General features: G+C 71.4%; 1 protein-coding gene (running past both ends of the window). It reads left to right on the top strand.

The whole window is internal to a LuxR C-terminal-related transcriptional regulator gene (locus tag NRB56_RS19125; RefSeq protein WP_153344097.1) on the top strand: the coding sequence, 55,680 nt in all, runs 21,034 nt past the left edge and 13,993 nt past the right edge, and what appears here is coding positions 21,035-41,687, spanning codon 7,012 (partial) through codon 13,896 (partial); the first codon wholly inside the window starts at position 3. The start codon and the stop codon both lie outside this window.

Raw genomic sequence — 20,653 nt, forward strand, 5'->3', positions numbered from 1 at the left:
TCCGGACATTCCCCGCGCGGGCCCGGCGCGACGATCCGGACACGCGCACCGCTCACGACCGCCTCGCCGCGGAATTGGCGCAGGCCGGAACGGGTTCGTTCGCAATGGTTTACGGCAGTCATCCGGGCCGGCTGGACGGTACCCCCGGCATCTACGTGATGCGCAACGCCGGGAACGGCGAGATCCGCGCGGTGTGGTGGGATCGCCGGCAGCCGTCCGCCTACGAGCGACCGATCGCCGTGCCCGTCGATGTCGCGTATCCGGGTGCCTTCGCACCGGTCGATCGCACCTTCGAAGCGGTCGTGTTCCCCGCGGGCTATTTCCCGGGCTGGCCGGACGACGACGCGGCCGGCGACCCGGGAGTGCTGCCGCACGACGAAGCCGAGGCCGCCGCGGTCGCGGCCGTCGCCGCGAATTCCGGTGGCCTGGTGATACCGGGAGACACACCGGACTGGGTGGCCGTGGTCACCGGCGCCGACCGGATCGAGGTGTTCACGCGCCGCGCCGCCGCACCGGCGCTGTCGCAGCGATTGTCCGCCGCCCTCGTGGAAAGCGGGTTCACCGCCCGAGTGATCATCCGCGAGGTGCTGGTGGACGCGGCCGGACAGGTCCAATTCGAACCGCTGCCCGTGGCGATCCGGGACGAACAGCGCGAGCTGCGCGAACGCCTGGCCGCGGCGGAGCAGGCGCCGGCGCGGGCCTGGCTCGAGGCGACCCGATCCCGGATGCGGTTGCCGGGTACCGAGACCGAACCCGAGCGGCTGGCGCCGCTGGACGACCGCTGGAAAGCCGTCCTGACGGCGCTGTACGCGCTGCTGCCGCAGGATCGGGAGACGCCGCCGGACCAGGCGATCGAGCCGGAGCCGCAGGCGTCGCGGGAGCGCGACCATCGGTATCGGGCGCTGCGGTCGGAACTGCTCGCGGACGTCGTGACCGCCACCGCCGACCGGATACACGCGATGGCGACCCGGGCGCTGGTCCCCGCCGGCGCGCAGGGGTGGTACTGGTCGATCGATGACGACAACCGGCTGGTGGTGTATGCCCCTACCGCGCGGGCCACCGACCTCCTGGGGCCGGAGGTGCTGGCCGAGCTCGCCGATGCGGGTATCGCCGGCGTCGAGCTCAGATGGATCGGATTCGACACGGAATGGCGTGTTCTCGGGCAGCGCCGGACGCTGCGGGACGACGACGGATGGCGACCCGACCATGCCACCCTCGACCGGATCCGTGCGAACCTCGCGCCGCTGGAGGAGTTCTGGGATCGGCACGGTCTGGACGAGCGCACGCTCGAGCGCTACCACCCGGAACGGCGAGCGGACGGCCTGGAGTGGGCCCGTGGGCTGTGGCGCGCCGCCGTCGGGCGTCGGGAGGATGCGGTCGGCAGCGCGCGGTGGCCCGCCGCCGACGCCGAGGTGAGGTACCGGTCCTGGGCATTGCTCCAGTACGTCGCCGGACTCGTCGAAAACCTCGGTACCCGGCCCGGACTCGACCCGGCCGAACTTGCCGGGCAGCTGTTTCGCGGCGAGATCGCCATCCGTGAACGGATATCCCGGGAAACCGAACAGCGGGTGATCGAAGACCTCGCGCGAAACTTCGCACGTGCCATCGGCATCCGATTCGACACCGGGCCCGCGTCCCCGTCGCCCGCCGATCCCGGCGAGGCGTGGCGTCCGGCGGAACTTCCGGACGACGAGACGCCGACCGTGCTGGAGGCCGAGGCGTCGGGGATCGCCGCCCGGGTCACCCGCAGGCCGGCGGATCCGCTGAGCGCTTTCTTCCGAGCCGATTTCGAACAACGGTGGAAGATGGTCGCCGGGGCGCCGGCCCAGGTTCGGAAGGCCGTTCTGCCCACCGGATGGCGTCACCTCCGGAATGTCTATCGTCTGTTGGGAATCGCGCGTACCCGAGGACTGGGTAGTGTGCTCCGTCCGCTCGGTGGCATCGAGGCGTTGTTCGGTTTCCTGTCGAGTTTCGACGAGGGCCCGCTCTGGGCGGCGCGTGATCGGCGCGTATCGCTGTACGCCGTCGACGTCCCGAGCGACGGGGTGATATTCGCGGTCGGCGACCCGGAGCGCGCACCGAATATCGATGTGCGAGTGATTCCCTCGGCGGGCCGGACCGCCGAACAGGTGCAGGCGGATGTCGGACGAGAGGTGCGGGCCGGGCTGAGCAGGCCCGGCCGGGCGACTCTGATCTGGGTCGTACCCGGCCGGACGGCGCTGGGCGCACGTCAGCAGATCGTGCGCGAGGTGACGAACCTGCTGCGGCGACGAGCGTTCTACGACATGGTCGCCCTGACCCGGACTTCCGAGACCGAGACCGCCGCGGAAGGCGATCTCGACGTGTCGGCGTTCGATCCGGCCCGGCCGGGACCCGAAGTGACACTGATCGACCCGTCGGAAACCATCTTCGATCCGGGCGAAACCTTCCTGCCGTTTCTTCCGGGACTGGACACCGCCATACCGGAAGGCGATTTCCCGGCCGGCGTGGTCCGATCGGTGGCCGGCGTCGATCCGGTCACCGACCTCGACCGGTTCGACGAGTTGCTCGCGGGCCGGGACCGGACGGCCGCCACGTCCGCGCAATTGTCCACGGCGCCCGCCGATGTGCGCGCGGCGGCCGAACGGCTCGGCCTGGGTGCGGCCGGGTACGTCGACGGGTCCGACCCGGCGTCGGCGGCCGCCGAGCGCGAACAGCTTGCCGCGCGGCTCCTTTCGATGCCCTCCGGCTCGTTCGCCTTGCTGTTCGGCGGGATCGCGGACAGCGCCGCCGAACGTCGCCGAATCTTCCTCCTGCGCAACGACGAGGGCAGGATCGTGGCGCAGCGGTGGGAATTGCGGGCGGACGCACCCTTCGAGTTGCCGACCGTGCGGCTGGTCACCTTCGACCCCGCACAAGGCGCCGGCGAACCCTTCCGGGCCCTGCTCGTCACGGCCGGCCCGGAGGACGGCGGTGCGGCACCGTCCGGGGATCGCGGATCCGAGCCGCCCGGTACCGGTCGTGGACCGAACGAGACTGAGCCACAACCTGATTCAAACAGTGACGCCGAGCAGATCAGCTCCGGGGCCACCGAGGAGGCGCCGCGTCCGCCTGGTGAGAGCCTGTTCCGTCCGGCCGATCGCGACCTCGCCGAGCAGCTGCGCGGAGTGCGGTCGGGTGAACCGGCGGCGGGGAATGCCGCCGGGCTGCCGGACCTGCTCGCGCTGGCGCGGACCGCGGCCGCGCAGTTCGCGGAAACCGTTGCCGGAGTGCGAGTTACGGCGCCGACGGGGATTCCCGGCAGCTGGGTTCTCGTCGGAGCGGCCGTACCCCGCCTGGAGGTCTTCCTCGACCCCGACGCGGAGATTCCGCGTCCCTGGCGAGAGGCACTGGAACGCAACGGGTTCGAGGTCGTCGAGCGGCGGGTCCGGATCGACGAGGCGGGCCGGGTCCGGGTGGCGAACCTGCCCTCGGAACTGCTGCGCAGACAGGACGATCTCCGGCAGCGATTGCGAAACCTGGTGGCCGGACGCGGATCGACGGTGCACACCGCAACCCCTTCGCCGGGCCCCGCGTGGTCGTGGTTGCCGTTCGAGGCCATCGCGCCGTCGGACATCCCCTGGGTAGCGGAGTTCGATGCGGCCCGGCGCGCGATCATCGCCGAGCTGCTCGACCTCGGGCGCCGGCCGGATTTCGCCCGGCCGTGGACGGCCGCCACCGAAATCACCGTGGCGCGGTCGGTGGCCCGAGCCGAGGCCGCCGTCGCGGCATCCGACGCGGCCCGCGTCCAGGCCGGGGCAATGGCGGCACGACGAGCGCAGCCGACGCGGGCGGAGCTCCTGTCGGATTACCTGTGGGTGAGCCGCGGGGTGCTGCGGATCATCACACCCGTGGCCGGTCCGCAGGATCTGGGCCTCGCCGATCCGAATGTGCTGATCGGCACCGGGATCCGGCGGATCGAATTCCAGCGGGTGAACGTCGGGTCCGACGGGCATGTCCTCGTCGTCGGCTGGTCCGTGGACGTGGCCGACGGCCGGGAGCCGGATCCCACCACCGTCCACGACCGCGCGCCGTTGCACGCCGCGGCGGCCCGGCTGGCCGAGCTGCTTCGCGACTACGGCATCGGCGCCGGCGCACCGAGTTCCGGCGACCCGCGGACCGCCCGGCGCCGGGCGACCGCGGCCTTCACCGAATCGCTGTTGCGCGGGGATCCGGCCGCGAATGCTCATCGATCCGCGATCGCCGCGTTGTCGTGGGCGATCTTCACGCAGCACCATCGGGATCCGGCCGAGCTCGCCCGGGAACTGATCGCCGCCGATCAGGACGTCGAACGATCCGTGTCGTTGCTGCGCACCGCCGATCTGTCGGCCCGGTTCCGGCGGGCGACCGCCGAATTCCACGGCGCGCCGACGGGTACCGACACACCCGAGGCGGCTGCCGCGCGCGGACTCGCCGGTCCGATCGACCTGCCGCGCGACCACGCCGACAGTCGCCTGCGCGACGAGGCCGCCGCGATCGCGCGGCGATTGCGGCTCGCGCCCGATTACCCGGCCGCGTTCCTGGAATTGGACGGCCGGCAACGCGAACTGCTGGTCGGCATCGCACCCGACTTGGTGCGGCCCGCCGGAATCCCGTACATCTGGCGGCACCAGCGCAATGCGTATCTGCTGTCCTATCGGGTCGCCGCGATGCGGATTCTCGCGAACACCGCGGACGGATTCGCCGGTCTGGACGCGCACCTGACCGATCCCGAGACGGCCGTGCTACTGGAAAGATCCGGGTTGTTGTCCGCACCGGCGGTCGGGAACCCGGCCGCGGCCGCGCGGGTGCTGTCGAGGCAACTGGCGCTGCGGGATCACGTGTTCTCTCGCTCCGCGGTGGCCGGCATCGACGAAGCCGATCCGGACGGGGAGACGGCGTTCGTCTTCGGCGATCCGGACGCGGCGGCGAATATCGAGGTCCTGGTGGTGGATCCGCACGCGCCCGGTGTGGCCGACGAGGCAGTGCGAGCGGCCCTGCGGTGGGCGGACGAGGCGGCGAACGAGCGGACCGCCGTCCTGGTGTGGCTGGCGCCGGAGACCTCGCCGGAGCCGGCCCGGACCCGTCTGACCGGTCGTCTGCTCGACCTGCACGGCAGGCGCCGTTCCTTCGCCGGCCTGATCGATGTGCCGCGGCCGGTGTGGCGGGTCCGGTCCTGGCCGGGTGCGGAACCGATCCACCGGGCGCCGTTACGCGATGCCGCGGACGGCCCGGCCGAATCCGGGCTCCGGGCCCGGCTGGCGGCGGCGGTCCCGGCCGCGGCGCGGACGGTCGCGGCCGACGAGCCGCCGTCGGCCGCCGGTGACAGCCGACAGCCCGGACAATGGTCGGACGCCGTGCGCATGCGCCATCCCGCGATGCCCACCGGCTGGCGTGCCCAACTCGAGCCGATCGCGCGAATGATCGATACCACGATCGGCGACGCACGGGCCGTCCTCGATCTCCTCGAGATCTTCGGTGAATCGGCGGCCGACCACGTGGCTCGCGCACGGCGACTCGGCACCGCCCTCGAACTGCTCACCGAGACCTACCGCGACACCGTGGCCGCGATGCGGGTGGTGCAGGCCGTTGCCGCGGTGGTGGAGGCGGGCAGGCTGGTCGAGGGAGAGGACGGCGAGCCCCGGAAGATCGAACACAAGAACCCGGCCGATCGGATACTCGATCACACCTCGACGGGCCGATTCTGGTACATCGACGAGAACTGCCGGCTCGTCGTGTATTCGCCACTGGCGTGGGCGGATACGGCCACGCTGCTCGACGCCGCCACGCTGGCGGCCCTGGCGGACTACGGCATCGCCGAGGTCGAGGTTCGCAGTACCGTGATGACTTCGAAGGGTCCGGCGCTGGCGGCCCGAACCTGGCAGGCGCCGCATGCGCGGGCCGAGATCGGGGAGGACGCGGACGAGCCCCGGCCGCCCGCCCCGGGAGCCTACGAGATCATCGGCGCCGCTCTCGGCGGACTCGAGGTGCTCTGGCGCGATCACGGCGGACCGGCTCCGGAGTCCGAGAGTGTGGAATGGGTTCGCGCACTGCGGCGTTCCGCTGTCTTCGACCGTGCGCGGGCCCGCGCCGCACACGGCAGCGAGGAAGAGGCATACCGGACCGTCCGGCGCCGGACCGGGGAGATCTTCGCGCAGGTACGCCGGGCACAGTGGTCCGACGCTGCGATCACCGCGCTGACCGAGGAAATGCTCGGTGCCGATCTCGACGTGTTCGAGGCGGTCCGCCGGGAGTCGGAGCCCGGCGGGGGACAGCCGGAATCCGCTGCCGCCGAACGTATTCCGAATGCCGGACCGGTTGCGGGCGCCGGGCTGTGGCAGGAGGCGCCGTGGCCCGCCGGTGGTGTCCCGGACGCGATGCGGGCCCGGGGCTCGGCGCTCGCGGACGGATTGCGGGATCGGGACGGTCGCCCGCTGGCGGGCTTCCTCGCGGCGTCCGAGGATGAGCGCTGGCAGATGGCGGCCGGCGCTCCCGAGCGACTGTCGCAGTACGAGTTGCCGACCCGGTGGCGGCACACCCGCAACGTCTTCGCGGTGGCCCCCGGGTCCGGGGTGGAAAACGCGGCGTTGTCGGCGTTGGGCGGGGCGTCGGCGCTGTTCGGGTTCCTGGCGGCCACGAACGGTATTCCGGTGTGGCAGTTGAACGGTCACCGGGTGTCGGTGTACTCGGTGACCGCGAGCGGCGGCGTCGTGCTGGCGGTGGGCGATCCCGATCGGGCACTCGGGCTCGGGGTGCGGGTGCTCGGCCGTCATCCGGGGGAGACGACCGAGAGTCTCCGGACCGCGGTCGAGAACGCCGCCGCGGTCCCCCTGGAATTCGACGGCGCGCGGCTGATCTATATCGCGCCGGCGGCGGAGATCTCCACGCGCGAAGCACGATTGGAACTGATCGCGGAACTGGACGAGCTGGTCGTGCGCCGCTGGTTCTACTTCGCCGGCTATGCCGGCGGCGACATCGATGACGTGACGGGGTTCGACGTCCAGTTCGACGAGCGGGCCGATCTGTTCGAGCCCGGGGAGACCTACCATGCCCCGAGGTTGACGAGCGACGAGGCGTTCCGGCGGTTCGGCGGGATCTCGCCGGCCCCGTTGGCGGCCGTACTGGGGCCGTACTGGCCCGGCGACGCCACGCTGCTGGTGTGGGACCTGCTCGAGCACGGCTGGAACGCCTTGCGGTGGGCCCCGATTCTGGATACCCAGCAGTCGAATTCGCGGCTGATCCGCGAATATTTCGAGAGTGCCACCGGCCCCGCGGCGCATTACGCGGACTACCGCGGCACCGGAGCGCCCGACGGGACCCTGGACGATATCGCGACCCGGCTGCGGGACATGTCTCCGGGAGCTCTCGCGGTGCTGTTCGGCCCGCACCCCGGGCGGCTCGACGGCTCGCACGGCCTCTATGTGCTGCGGCACGCGGGCGACGGTTCCCTCCGAATGCGATATCCGGTGCGGCGGCACGAATCCGCGTTCCGGCCGCCGACGGTGGGGTGGACGGACGAGTCGTATGCGACGCTGCGTCCGCAGTGGCCCAGCGAACCCACCGCGGTCATCATCCCGGCTCTCGGTGATTCCCCGGGATGGCAGGACACCGACGCGGAGCGGGCGACCGCCGAGTCCGGCGCGACCGGACCGTCTCGGGTGCGGGGCGACGACGGCCGAGAGCTGGACGGTGATTCGCCTCCCGACGCTGTGCAGCCGAGTGCCGAGGTGCCGCCGACCCAGATGCTGACCGGACTCGCCCGGCGGTTGAGCGAGGCGATCCGATCGGTGGCGGCCCAACTGACCGATTCCGGCCAGGGTGCCGAGGCGTCCGGCGATCCGATCGCGGGGGAGGTGCGCCGGTTGCGCGCGGAGTCTCGCCGCTTGCGTGCCGTTATCACCGAAATGCTGAGTGCCGCAATGGATGCCGAGACCGCCGCGTCGGTCTCGGCCGAATTGCGCGGCGGCATCGGGCAATTCGGTGACCCGGTGGCCCGGCTGGCGTCGGCGCTGCTGGACGATGCCCCGCCGCATCTCGTCGCCGACGCGCTGCGCCGGGCCGCGGTACCGGACGCGACGATCGGCGCGTTGCTCGCCGCCGCCGGCGCGGCGCGCGGCCTCGCCGTGCTGATCGCGGTAGGGGATCGGCAGCTCGCCGAGAATCGCGCGTGGCGGTTGCGGGACAGCACGGCACCGGACACCGGCCCGACGGTGCCCGAGGTGCGGTCCTTGCTGGACCTCCCCGAGTCGATCGCCGACATCGTCGTACCCGGCGCGAACGACGGTGTCGGCGCGTGGGATCGGATGCTCGCGTTCCTGCTGGAGCAGAGCCCCGGGGCCTGGGCGGTGGTGCACGGCAACCATCCGGATTCGGCGAACCGTCCGCAGCGATATCTGCTGTTGCGGGTGGCCGCGGACCGGGCAGTGGCGTTGTGGTGGTCCGGATCGTCGCTGCGATCGAGCGAGATCCGTTCCGGGCGAGACGATTTCACCACACCGGACGAGCAGGTGTGGGCCGTCGTCTTCGGCGCGGAACCCATCGAAGCCCCGGCGGCTGGTCTCGACGTGAGATCCGTTGCGCGGCATGAGCTGTCGGCCGCGCTGGAAGCGGCGGCCTTCGCCGTCGCCGGACCGGCTCCCGTGCTGCTCGAAGAGGATTCACCGGCGGAGGTCGAGGCTCGCTGGTCGGCTCCGGAGGTGATTCCCTTCGAGTCGGACGCCGGGCGGACACCTCGCCCGATCACCACGATCTGGGCGATCCAGCTCGAGGTGATCGAGCAGACGACCAGGGACGAGATCGCCGCCGCACACTTGTTGCTCGACGAATCCACCCCCGCTGAGCAGGCGCTGCGATCGGCGGCGGTCCGGCTTCGGATGCTCACCGAAACCTATCGCGACGCGCTCACCGCCATGCGGATCGAAGAGACGATCGCGGCGATGCCGTTCGTGCCGGGTCGCAAATTCTGGCGCATAGATCCCGAATCGCGGCTGCTGATCGTCTATTCGCCGCTGCCGCTGACCTACCTGTCCCAGCAGCTGGACGAATCCACCCTGGCCCGCCTGGCCGCCGCCGGCGTCACCGGGGTGGAGGTCCGGCGACTGCGCCTGACCTCAGACACCGCCTGGATTTTGGAGTCCCGAACCGCCACAGAGTATCCGCGGGCCGCGCAGGCCCAGCCGGACGAACAGGCGCGCCGGCTGATCGACTATCGGCTCACCGCGCTCGAGCAGCTCTACAACCGGCTCCTGCACGTCTTCGACCTGGAACGGGTTCGTACGAATCGGCGCCGCATGGTGCTCCGGCGGGAGCGGGCTCGTGCCCGGGGAGCCGACTACGCGAAGGACCGCGACGACGCACTGCGCGCGGCCCGGGACATCCTCATGCTCACCACCGGGATGCCGCTCCACGAGGTGCGCGAGCTGGTCTCGGAGATGATCGGCGACGATCTCGAACTGCTGCAACAGGTTCAGCAGCAGCGAGCCGGAGACCGACCGCCGGCGAATCCGGACCTCGCCGCGACACAGATCGTCCCCACCGCCACCGACCCGGCCACCGGCCCGGCCGACCCGGCCACCGGCCCGGCCGACGCCGCGACCGCACCAGCCGACGCCGCGACCGCACCAGCCGACGCGGCCACCGGCCCGGCCGACGCCGCCACCGCGCCGACCGCCGCGGCGATCGAAAACATGTGGCAGCCGACGTCGTTGCCCGTCGGTGCGGTACCGGAATGGGTCGAGGCGGACGCGGCGCGGTTGCTGCGACAGATCCGGATCATCTCGTCGATGGCGGCGGCCGAGCAGAACGACATGCCCCCGCAACACCCGACGGCGGGCTTCCTCCTGCTCGACGATGCCCGGCGCTGGATCGTCGCCGCCGGCATGCACTCGCCCTCGGTGCTGCTGGACGCGCTGCCCAGCCGCTGGCGGCATCTGTGGTTCGTGCACCACCTGCTGCGGAATCCGGGGAACGAGGTCGTGACGGCACTCGGCGGCCTGCCGTGGCTGCTCGGCTTCCTGGAACGCCACAACGGTGTCCCGGCATGGCAGGTCGCCGACCACCCGGTGTCGTTGTTCACCGCCTTCGGGACCCCCGGCGGCGAGGGGTCCTTGATGCTGTCGGTGCGCGATCCCGAGCGCGGGCACCCGCTCGCGATTCGGGTGATTCCACGCAGCCGGACCGAGACCACCGAGAGCCTGCGCGCCGCGATCGGCCGCGCGGTCGCCGAAAGCCTGGCCCGGACCGGCGAGGCATCGCTGATCTGTGTGCTGCCGCCGGTCCCCGCGGAGCGCCGGTACCTGGAGGAGGAGCTGGCCGATCTGATGGATCGCGTACAGGCCTACTTCGCCATGTACGAGGACGCTGCCCGGCCGGGATCGTTCCCGGTCACCATCGCCGAATCCGGCGGTCTGTTCGGGCCGACGGAGCGGCGGTACTACCCGGCGGTCCGCTCCGAGGCCGAAGCGGCGGCGAAATTCGGCCCGCGATACCGCATTCCGGTGGACGCGATACTCGGCCTGAACCGGCCCGGCGACCTGGCCCGGCTGATCGAGTACCTGGCCGGGCACGGCTGGGACGGCCTGGCCGACCACGCGTCGGCTCTGGATATCACTGCGGGAGAGACGAATCCGGATGTCGTCGCGCAATTCCTGAGCGGCGCAACCGGTTCCGCCGGACGGATCGTCGAGATCAGCGCGAGCGAGACGCCGGACGGTGCCCGTGCCGAGCTGGTTCGTCTGCTGACCGCGGAGCGTCCGGGCGCCTTCGCGATCGTTTTCGGCCGTCATCCCGGCCGTGCCGACGGTACCCCGGGCAGCTACGTGCTGCGCCACGCCTCCGACGGCACGATCCGGGTGCGATTCGAGCAACGGCGCCACCGGAATCCATTCACGCCACCCACGATCGAGGTCGTCGAGGAGGTGTACCGCGCCGGTGACCGGGAGTGGCCGGCGGAGCCGCTGCGGGCGATCATCCGCACCCCGGACGATTCGCGGGGCTGGCCGGAGCCCACCGGCGAACAGCTCGGTGACCTTCCCGGTTCACGCGTGCTCGGCCCCGTTGCGCCGGACCCGTCCACACCGCGCGCGACCGGGGATCCGGCGAAGTCCGCCGAGAATCGCGGCGAATTCGACGTACCGGTGCTGTTGCGACGGGCGGAAGCCGCCCAGGCGCGGGGGCAGGCCGCGGCATCCGCCGCCGAGGTCGACGAATCGACTTCGCGGACAGCCTATTTCGACGAGGACGGCGGCCCGGTGCTGGCCGGGCTGCTGGACGCCTCCGACCGACCGGGCCCGGCGGCCGCCCGGCGGCCCGGCATGAGCTCGGAACTCGACGAACTCGCCTGTGCGCGACTGGCACTGCTCCAGCTGGGGGACGCGCAGCGGGCGCTGGGCCATGCGTGGACTTCCCCGGTGTTACAGCTGGAGCCCGGCGAGGTGGACGTCGACGCGGTGGCGTTGTCGTTCGTGCTCGGCGGCCACGGCGAGCCGGGACCCGCTGGGGTGGAAGGCAATCGCGAGCTGGAGCGGTTCCTGTCCGGTCTCGGCGAGGGCGAGCCGGGACCGGCGGGCGCGGAGCGGCGTGCGGCCCATCACGGCCGGATGGCGGTGGTGATGGTCTGGGAGACAACGGGTTCGGCGCACACCTGCGTGGCCCTGAACTGGAAGGGCACGCTGTTCCTGCTCGATCCCGCTCGCTACGACCGCCCGGTCGTCTTCGATCCGGACGACACGAGCCCGATCGGAATCTCGTTCGTGCGGTACGAGCGCGACGGCAGCCTCGTGGCGCCGATCGTGCCCGATGCGGCGGGCGACCGCGACAACGACGCCTATCTGGCGTCGCGTCTCGCACAAGGGCCGGATCGGTTCCCGTCGCGCCGGGATTGGCCCGAACTCTCGGGTTCTCCGGCCGGCGAGGAGCCGGGGACATTCGACGATCTGTGGGCCCGGCATTCCGACGCGGTGCGCGCGGTCGTCGCCGGGCGGTATCCGGACCTGGTGGACGCCCTGACCGACGAGATCCGGGAGCTCGCTCGCGACCGGATGCCCTGGTGGGATCGGACCGCTCGCCCGTCGGCCGCCGGATGGCTGACGGATCTGGCGACCACCGTTGTGGACGCGCCGTCGAACTGGGCGGGGGAAGTGCGCCGGGGTCTGTTGTCCGTCCTGTCGCCGGACGACCGCGACGTCGCCGAGCCGATCCTGACGGGGACCCCTCCGGCGGTGCTCGCGCAGGCCGTCGACCGGGCGCAACCGGGTGGGCGGGAGATCGTCGAACTGCTCCGCCGACATCCGAATTCGGTGCGGGACAGCGGGTTCGACCCTACGGTGATCCGGCACACGGTCTGGACCGTGGTCACCACGATCGCCGGCGCCGACGCGATGCCGCGCTCGTCCGCCGAACGCGCCGGATCCACCGACGCCGGTGCCGAGCCGATCCCGGCCCAGTCCGTGGCGCAGGCGGAGGTGCTCCGGCGGGTACGGCGTGGCGAGGTCATCGGCGAATCCGACCATGACCTGCTGTCGGCGGCTCTCGACACGATGCGGCGTCGGCTCGCCCGGCATCCGCAGCTGCTCCGGCGCGCCGAGACCTACCTGCTCGGCCACGCGCGAACCGGACAGCCGGCCGCGGCCGGGGTGCCGGCGCAATGGCTGCCGGACTGGTTCCGCTCGGACACCGCCGCGGACCGGGTTCCCGAGGGCCCCGGCGTTTCCGTGGTATCCGCGCTGCGGACGCTGGCGGACGCGCTCGAGCCGGACGAGCGTGACTTCCTGCTGCTCCGGCTCGCGGGCCTGACCAGGCTGGATGCTGTCGAGGTCATGGGCATCGCCACCGAGGACGCCGCCCGCGCGTTGTACCTGCTCGTCGTCGCGAAGACGGCCGCGCCGCTGGTGACGGCGGCGCGGCGCTCGGAATCGGGCCGGGAGATGCTGCGGCGCGCGGCGTTGCTCTTCCCGCCGCGGTTGTCCGCGCTGACGGAACAGATCCGCGCCGGAGAGCGGGAGCCGGCCACGGCGGCCGAGGTGGCGCAGTTCTGGAGTCTGCCCGTCGGCGATCCGCGCGGCGAACTCGCGACCCTCACCTGGGCACTGTCCGAGATATGTCTCGCGCAGTGGGCGCCGGTGCTGGCGGTGTCGCGGAACATCAAGCCCGCCACGGCCCTCGGACTGCGCTACCTCGCCGCCAACAAGGACGCGGACCGGTTGCAGAAGCTCCGCCTGCTGCTGTGGCTACCCGACGACTACTGGTCGGCGGCGGCAGCCGACGACCCGCAGCTGTTCCTCCGGCTCGTGGAGAGCGTCTTCAGCGTGCGTGACCAGGAGTACCTCAACCACGTACAACGCATCGAATATCCGATGGCGAAACCGGCCTACGGTCCGGGCTCGGTCGAATGGCTGCGGGCCGCGGTGCTCGGACCCCGGTGGCATGCCGAATATCGCGGAAGTTCCTACGCCGCAACCGAACCCGAGGACGCGCTCGACCGGGCGACTGTCCCGCCGACCCGAGCTGGGTACCGTCCACCGGTCCGCCCGGACGGCGAACTGCCGGATCCGGCCCCGGCATCCGCCCGGGAACGCGACACCGCCGCCGCGGCCGCGGCGATCCTGGCCGCCGGGCACCCGTGGGAGTCGTTGGCGGACGGCCGGATCGACGCGCTGGTCCGGGTTCGGCCGGAGACCGTGACGGCGACCGGCGCACCGTTGCCGGTACGGCACGCGGCATCGATGCTGCTGCTGGTCCGCGACCGCGAGGAGGTCTGGGACAGTACGCGATTCAACCTGGCCCGGCCGGAAGAGGCGGAACAGGCACGCCGCGAACTGGAGATCCTGCGCCGGCGCTCCCGCCGGGCGGCGGAGATCATCGAGGCCGTGCGGGCACTGCTGCGGCAGGCCGGGGAACTCGGTGAACCCTGGTGGGGCGGGCTGGCGTCCTACGACCCGGAGACCGGTGCCGCCGTCCTGGCACTGTCGAATGATGCCGGTGGGCAAGCGGATTCGACGGCCGGGCACGTCGTCGCCGATGATTTCGGCGGAACGGTCACCGACGGTCGCGAGTTGCGCCACCGGTTCGCGGCCGCGATCGGGCACCTCGTCGGCGCAGCGCGCGAGGCCGCGAGCGGAGCGACAGTGCGCGTTCTCGCGGTGGTCGGCAATGAGGTGGGCGTGGACCCGTTCGGCGGAATTCCCGTCGATCCCGCGGCCGTCACGGTCCACGGCGTGGCGGACGATCTCGGCGCGGGCTGGACCCAACTCGCCGCGGTAGCACCCGGATACCCGGACCAGATCCGCGCGGCGGTGGCGCGACGTCCCTGGCTGGCGCTCGGCACCGCACAGCTCGAGCTGTTCTCGGACGTGACCACGAAACTCGCCGGTCAGCTCGGGCACACCGGTGAGTCGCCCTGGGAGATCGCGGGCGCGCGGCGGATGAACCACTATGTGCTCACCGCGCACAGCCCGGACGATCCCGCGGCCGCGGTCGAACTGCTGGTGCAGATCGTGCCCGATCCCGTGCGAGGACCGGCCGCCGGCGACCCCGAACTGACTCTCACCGTGGATCTCCCGCTGTCGCCGGCCCGTCGCGCCGAGGCGATCGACCTCGTGGCCGGTCTGGCGGGCCGGCCCGAGGACGCCCGGACCGTGCGGCGGGCGCTGGGGGAACAGCTCGCCGAGCTGCCACCGAATCTTCAAGTGCAGCTGCGTATCCGGCCGTCCGGCGAGCAGAGTCTGCATATCGTCACCTCCGGCGCCGGCCGGGTGACCGTGCGCTCCGCGGCCGATCGGCCGAACCCGGCCCGGTCCGGCCCGCTGCGCCTGGTCGAGACGTTCGCCGGGGCGGCCGAACTGGCGCAACAGCAGCTGAGTCCCGACTGGCAGACCCTGCTGCGCCTCGAGCAGATGATTCGCCGGAAATTCGATGTCGCTCAGCACGATCCGATCACCGCGGAACAGATTTCCGAGTACGCCACGATCCTCGCGGAGACGCACGGACCCGTCGCGGAGGACCCGGCCGCGCGGGTGCGGCGCATGACGACGGCCGCCCGCGAGGCACGCGCCTACGCACTGCTGGACTGGGGCGCGGGCCGGGTGGTGACCGAATTCGAACTGGGCGCGGTGATGCACCTCATGCGCCTGCACGCCGAGGAGACCGAAGGTACGGGCGCGCTGGCCTCGCTGGTGCCCACCGTGCCGGACTGCGCGGATCCGCGCGACGTGCTGAAGCGGTACTGGATCACCTTCGACCAGGGCAATCCGCAGTACTGGGCGGGTACCGCCGGCGCCCCACTCGTACCCGTGACCCTGCGCGCGCTGCGGAACTTCGCGCCCGATCGGCGGCTGGCCGCCTTCGGCTACTGGGACACGGTCGAATACATTCTGCGCAACTACCATCACGACGAATACCCCGGTTCCGTCGTCCTCCGGACGGGCGAGGCGATCGCGCCGTACACGGTGGAGCGCGTCGTCGAGGACGACTGGGTCATCCTCCGCGGGGTCTTCGAGAGCTTGCGCGCGCTGGAAATCCCCGCGGGCGTGCTGCGTTCGGCTGTCGACCTCGGTGGCGGGTCGAACCTGTACCCCTCGATGGTGCTGCTGGTATGGCTGAGCCCGGACGGGCGGGTGACCAGGGTGGTGTACAAGGAGAACTACCCGGAGCTGGAGTACAACGAGGCCCTCACCGATCGGGACGGTTCACGCCTGCTGCGCGACACCGTCCCGGCACGGGGGACGGATGTGGTCGACACCGTGGCCCCATGGCTGAAATGGCCGGTGGTCGTGGTCGACGCGGCCGGACTTCCCCGCGCGTCGCGGCAGGGACTGCTGCACCGGGCGATGGACAGCACGGTGATTCCCGGCGATGTCTTCGAATTCAGTCCGCTCGGTGTGCTCTCGCCGCTCGGTCTGTCGACCAGGGCGCGCGCCGGCCTCGGAACGGATTTCTTCACGACCGACTCGGTATTCACCCATCTGGGCATGTTCTACGCGGCGCTGCTGTGCGAGATCAACGCCGCCGAGGCGGCGCTGATTCTGGGGTGGACCATCAACAACGGTGACGGTTATCCCTCCGGCACCGGCTGGTTCGCGGCCACCTCCTACAACCTGGCCCAGCGGGAAGCGTTCCTCGGCCACGTCGAGCGGGTGGCGGCCCACCGGGTCGTCGAGCACAAGGCCCCGGCGTCCTTCTCCGAGAACGACGAGGGGCTCGCGGTCAACGTCATGAAGCTCCGTCCGGCCGAACCCGAGCCGGAACTCGACGCGCTCGCCGCCACCCGCACCGCCCTGGTCGCTCTGGTCGCCGAGGCGGTCCCCGGGCCACTGCGTGATCGCGTCGTGGCCGATGCCGCGCGGCCCCGCGACGTCACTGGGCGCCGGTGGCGGATGCGGCGCGACCGGCGCGCACAGGATCTGGAACGTGCCGGGCTGCCGCATGATTCGCTGGGCGAACTCGTCGCGCGACTACTGGAGGGCGAGGAGCCGATCGACCGGCTGCGGGCGGCCGGAGTGCCGGCCGAGCGACTCGCCGCCATCGAGGCGGCCCTGGCGCGATACCAGCGCGACTGCGAAGCGGTGTTCGAATCGCGCCTGACCCGGATGCGGGACGAGTCCGACCGGATGCGTGCCGTCGTCACCGAGTTGCTGAACGCCGTCGATCCCGCTGCCGTGCTCGCCGCCGCGGACGAAATCCGCAGCGGCGCCGAGCAATCCGACGACGCCGGGCGAACCGGTGACCCGGTGGCCGAGCTCGTGACCGAACTGCTGGACAGCGCGGATCCCGACCCCGATCGCGTCGGTGATCCGCTGCGCCGCGCGGGCGTACCGGACGCCACGGTCGACGAGTTGTCCGGGGCGGTCGCCTACGCGCTGGGCCTGGCCGTACTGGTCGCCATCGGCGACGGGCAACTGGCCGAATACCGTACCCGGACACCGAGATTCGCCGCGGACTCGACGTCGCCCGGTCCGGGCGGTTCGGCCGCCGCGCTCGGCAGCGGCGGTTCACCGTCGGAGGACGACCCGCTCCTGCGGGCACTTCGCGCCGAAATCGCCCGGATGCGCGCACCCGCGGCGGTGGCCGAGGTCGCCGCGTTGCTCGACATGTCCCCGCATCTGCTGGTACCGGCCCGGCTGCGCCAGGCATCGACCATGGTCGCGCAATCGGTTCGCGGCGCGGGCATGTCGCCGAGCCGGCTCGCTCCCGATGCCGGTCGGCTGCTGCGCTGGATGAAAGCGCAGATCGAGCATTTCGAGGAGGCCGACCGCGCGACAGCGGAGGCGATCGAAGCCGGCCGGGTCGACGAGCGGTGGCGAGATCGGCTGACCGCCCGGGCGGAGCGGCTCGGTGACGAGTTGCGGGCACTGCTCGGACTGCCGGAATCGTCGCAGAGCGATTTCACGGTCGGCGGCGATCCGCTGGATGTGTTCCGCGACATCGTCTCCGCCACCGATTCGGCCGAGATCCGAGCGTTCGTCGACACGACCGCTGCCGTCCTTGCCGCCGGTGATCTCGCCGAACGGAACCCGGACGCGTTCCAGGTGTGGCTGATCGAGCGGCGACTGGCCGAGGCGCTCGGCGAGGCGCCGGGCGGGGAGCGGCTACTCGCGCTGGGGCTGGATCCCGCCGAACTGGGCCGGCGACCCCTGCGGCCCGAGGTCGAACGTGCTGCCCGGGAGCGCGGATATTCCCCGACGGCGACCGAAACGGCCCGCCGGCTGGTGCTTCTCGGCGATCTGGAAAAGGTCGCGACGCGGCGTTCCGTGCCGAGCCTGTCCGCCGAGGACATCCCGTCGTCGCCGAATGTTCCTCAGCCGACAGGGGAATTCGACGCGGCGAGAGCCGAAGCCGGCGTCAGCCCGCGGCACCGACTCGTCGATTACCTGCTCGCCACCCCGGTGGGGACGTGGGCGGTGGTGGTCGGTCATCATCCGAACTCCGGGGATCGCGCGGGCGTCTACCTGCTGTCGCGCGAATCCGGCGACCGTGTCGTCGCGCTGTGGTGGTCCGGATCGACCCTGCGCGACGCCGAACTCGCCTCCGGCCCGGCCGATTTCGGCCGTCCGAATCGGCGGGTACACGCGATCGTGTTCGGCTCCGGTTCGGCTTCGGCCGGCGTCGATTCCCACCCGTCCGGCCCGGAACACCCGTTCCGTGTTGTCGACGATCCCGGGATGTCCGGCTACCGGGAGGTCGAGCCCGGCTACTGGGGTCACTACGGGACCGCGAGTGTTCTGGTCCGGCATGTGGACCGGTCCGGGGCGGAACTGTTCCTGATCCACCGGCCGAACGCTGCCACCGTCCAGAGCACCGGCTGGCAGCTGCCCGGCGGGATGTTGTCCGAACGGGAGACACCGGCACAGGGCTCGGCTCGTGAGATGAGCGCCGGACTCGGCGCGAGCACGGAGTACCTGGCCGGACTGGCCCACGTGGGGACCCATGTGATCGACGGGCCGCGCGGGTGGAAACACCACGTCCTGGTCGCCGACGCGCCGCAGCGGCTCGGCCCGGTAGTCGATGACGAGGAAATCGAGCACACCCGCTGGGTGAGCCGCGGCGAGCTGATCGCGATGGGCCGTCGTGGTGAACTGGACCCGGCTCTGGTCCGGAACCTGCCCCGGATTCTCCGCCTGTTCGATCCGGACGCGATCGAAGCCGCCGAGCCGGCGATCCCCGGCCTGCCGGTTGTCCCGGTCACCGAGCCGGAGCGTCCGCGGCCGGGACTCGCCTTCCGCGAGGTGGACCGGGCGATGTTCGACGACTATGTGGCTCTGTACGAATTCGGGCGGGCGGCCTTCGGCGATCCGGCCTACGAACCCGAGGTGGCACGCCGCAACAGTGAGTTCTACGACCGCTATCCACAAGCGCGCGGCGGGGCCGTCCTGAGCCGGCTGGCACAGGACCACGCTCTGAGCGTGGAGGCCGGACGTCTGGCGAACGACCTCGGCCGCACCGACGCCGAACTGGCCGCGCAGCTGACCCGCGAACTCACCGATCTGGTCGAGGGTAAGAAGCTGGGAATTCGGCTCCGGGAAGAAGCCCTGCTCGGCCTGCTTGCCGACGGCCGGTTCAAGACGCAGTTCGAAGGGACCCTGGGCGGTGGCCGCCATGGCGATGTCGCACGAATGGAGGAACGATGGTTCGGTAACCCCGAGGATATGGATCCGCGGCAGCGGCCGGCCTACGGATATGTGCTGATCGGCGGCGAGCGCCCGGCCGGGCTGTCCGACGCCGGAGTCTCGGCGGGGATGTCCGGCACCAATCTCACCCTGTACACCGAGAAACTGGCGATGTACGGCCGGATCGAGCTGGTGATGAACGAGGATGTCCGCGAGCGGGCCACCTTCTGCGTCGGCGATTCACTCGTCTACTCCGGCAGCGTGTGGGGCGGTAAACCGGCGCGGACCAGGCCCTCGCCACTGCGCGATCCACACCCGGAATCCTTCGGCGTCGCCTCCTCGGCCGCGAACCTCACCGAGGAGGACGAACCCCTGCGTGGCACGAACCGGGACTATCTCGGTGGAGCCTTCCGGCGGCACCAGTTCGTGGAATGCCACTTCCACGGCGGAATCACCCTCGCCGATATTCACCACGTCAACCTGCCCGAGGCGCCCGGTCCGGTGCTCCGCGCCGCACTCGATCGCGCGGGCATCCCGTGGCGGGTCCTGGACAGCCACGCGATCGCCCGCAGCAACGACGCGGAATCCATTGCGCGCGAACAGCGCCGGCTTCAGGAAGACCTCGCCGTGGTCGAAGCCAGGGTCGCGGGGATCCGCCGGGAGCTCGCGGCCGCCGAACAGGCGCCGGCCCCGGGGCGGCAGAAATTGCTCGAGCTGGGACGCCTGGAGTTGCGCAATGCCGCAGCGATGCGGGACCGGATCCTCGAAATGCTGGTGCATCTCGACGCGGGACCGGTTCCCGCGGCATCGCCGGACGACCCCGGGCTCGTGACGATGGATCTGTCCCGGGGCGGGCCGTGGCCCGACCTCGACGGCACTGTGGCTGCGGCGCTGCGTGATTGGCCGCGGGACCGGGTCGAGTTGACCGTGGCCGCGGTGTACGACCTGGCACGCCGGGTGTTCGAACACCCGGCGAATGCGCGAAATACGGTCTCGTCGACCATATCGGTGGCCCTGCGGGCCCGCGACGACGACGTGTCGGTCTACGTCTCGGGCGAAAACCTCGACCGGCCACTGATATTCCGTCTGAACCGCGGTCCGGCGGTGACCGCCGAGTTGGTGGCGCCGCTGGTGAACCGGGCCGAACGAGCCGGCGTGCTGTCCGCGCCGGTACATACCCTGGTCGGCCGGGTCGCGGATCTCATGCCCGGGTCACGGAGCGAGATGATCCGGCGCACGGTCGCGTACTTCGGTCAGCGCAGTCTGGACAACGGATACGACCTGGATCAGACCCACGTGCCCTGGGTGGAGATCGCGGTCGAAACCCCGCAACCGGGCACGTCGACGCTGAAGTCGGCCGTGGTCAACCGTTCTCAGCGCGACGAGGTGACGATCACCGCGACCACGGCCGGCATCGGGATCCGGATGTGGCGATACCTCGACGACACCACCGAATCGCATCATCTCGACGACGCGGTCCGGGTCCTGGTGTCCGAACTGCTGGCGGACCGAGCCGACGAGACCGAGCAGGTCGCGGCCGCGGCGAGCGACATCGC

The organism is Nocardia aurantia, assembly GCF_009604425.1.
Lineage (GTDB): Bacteria > Actinomycetota > Actinomycetes > Mycobacteriales > Mycobacteriaceae > Nocardia > Nocardia aurantia.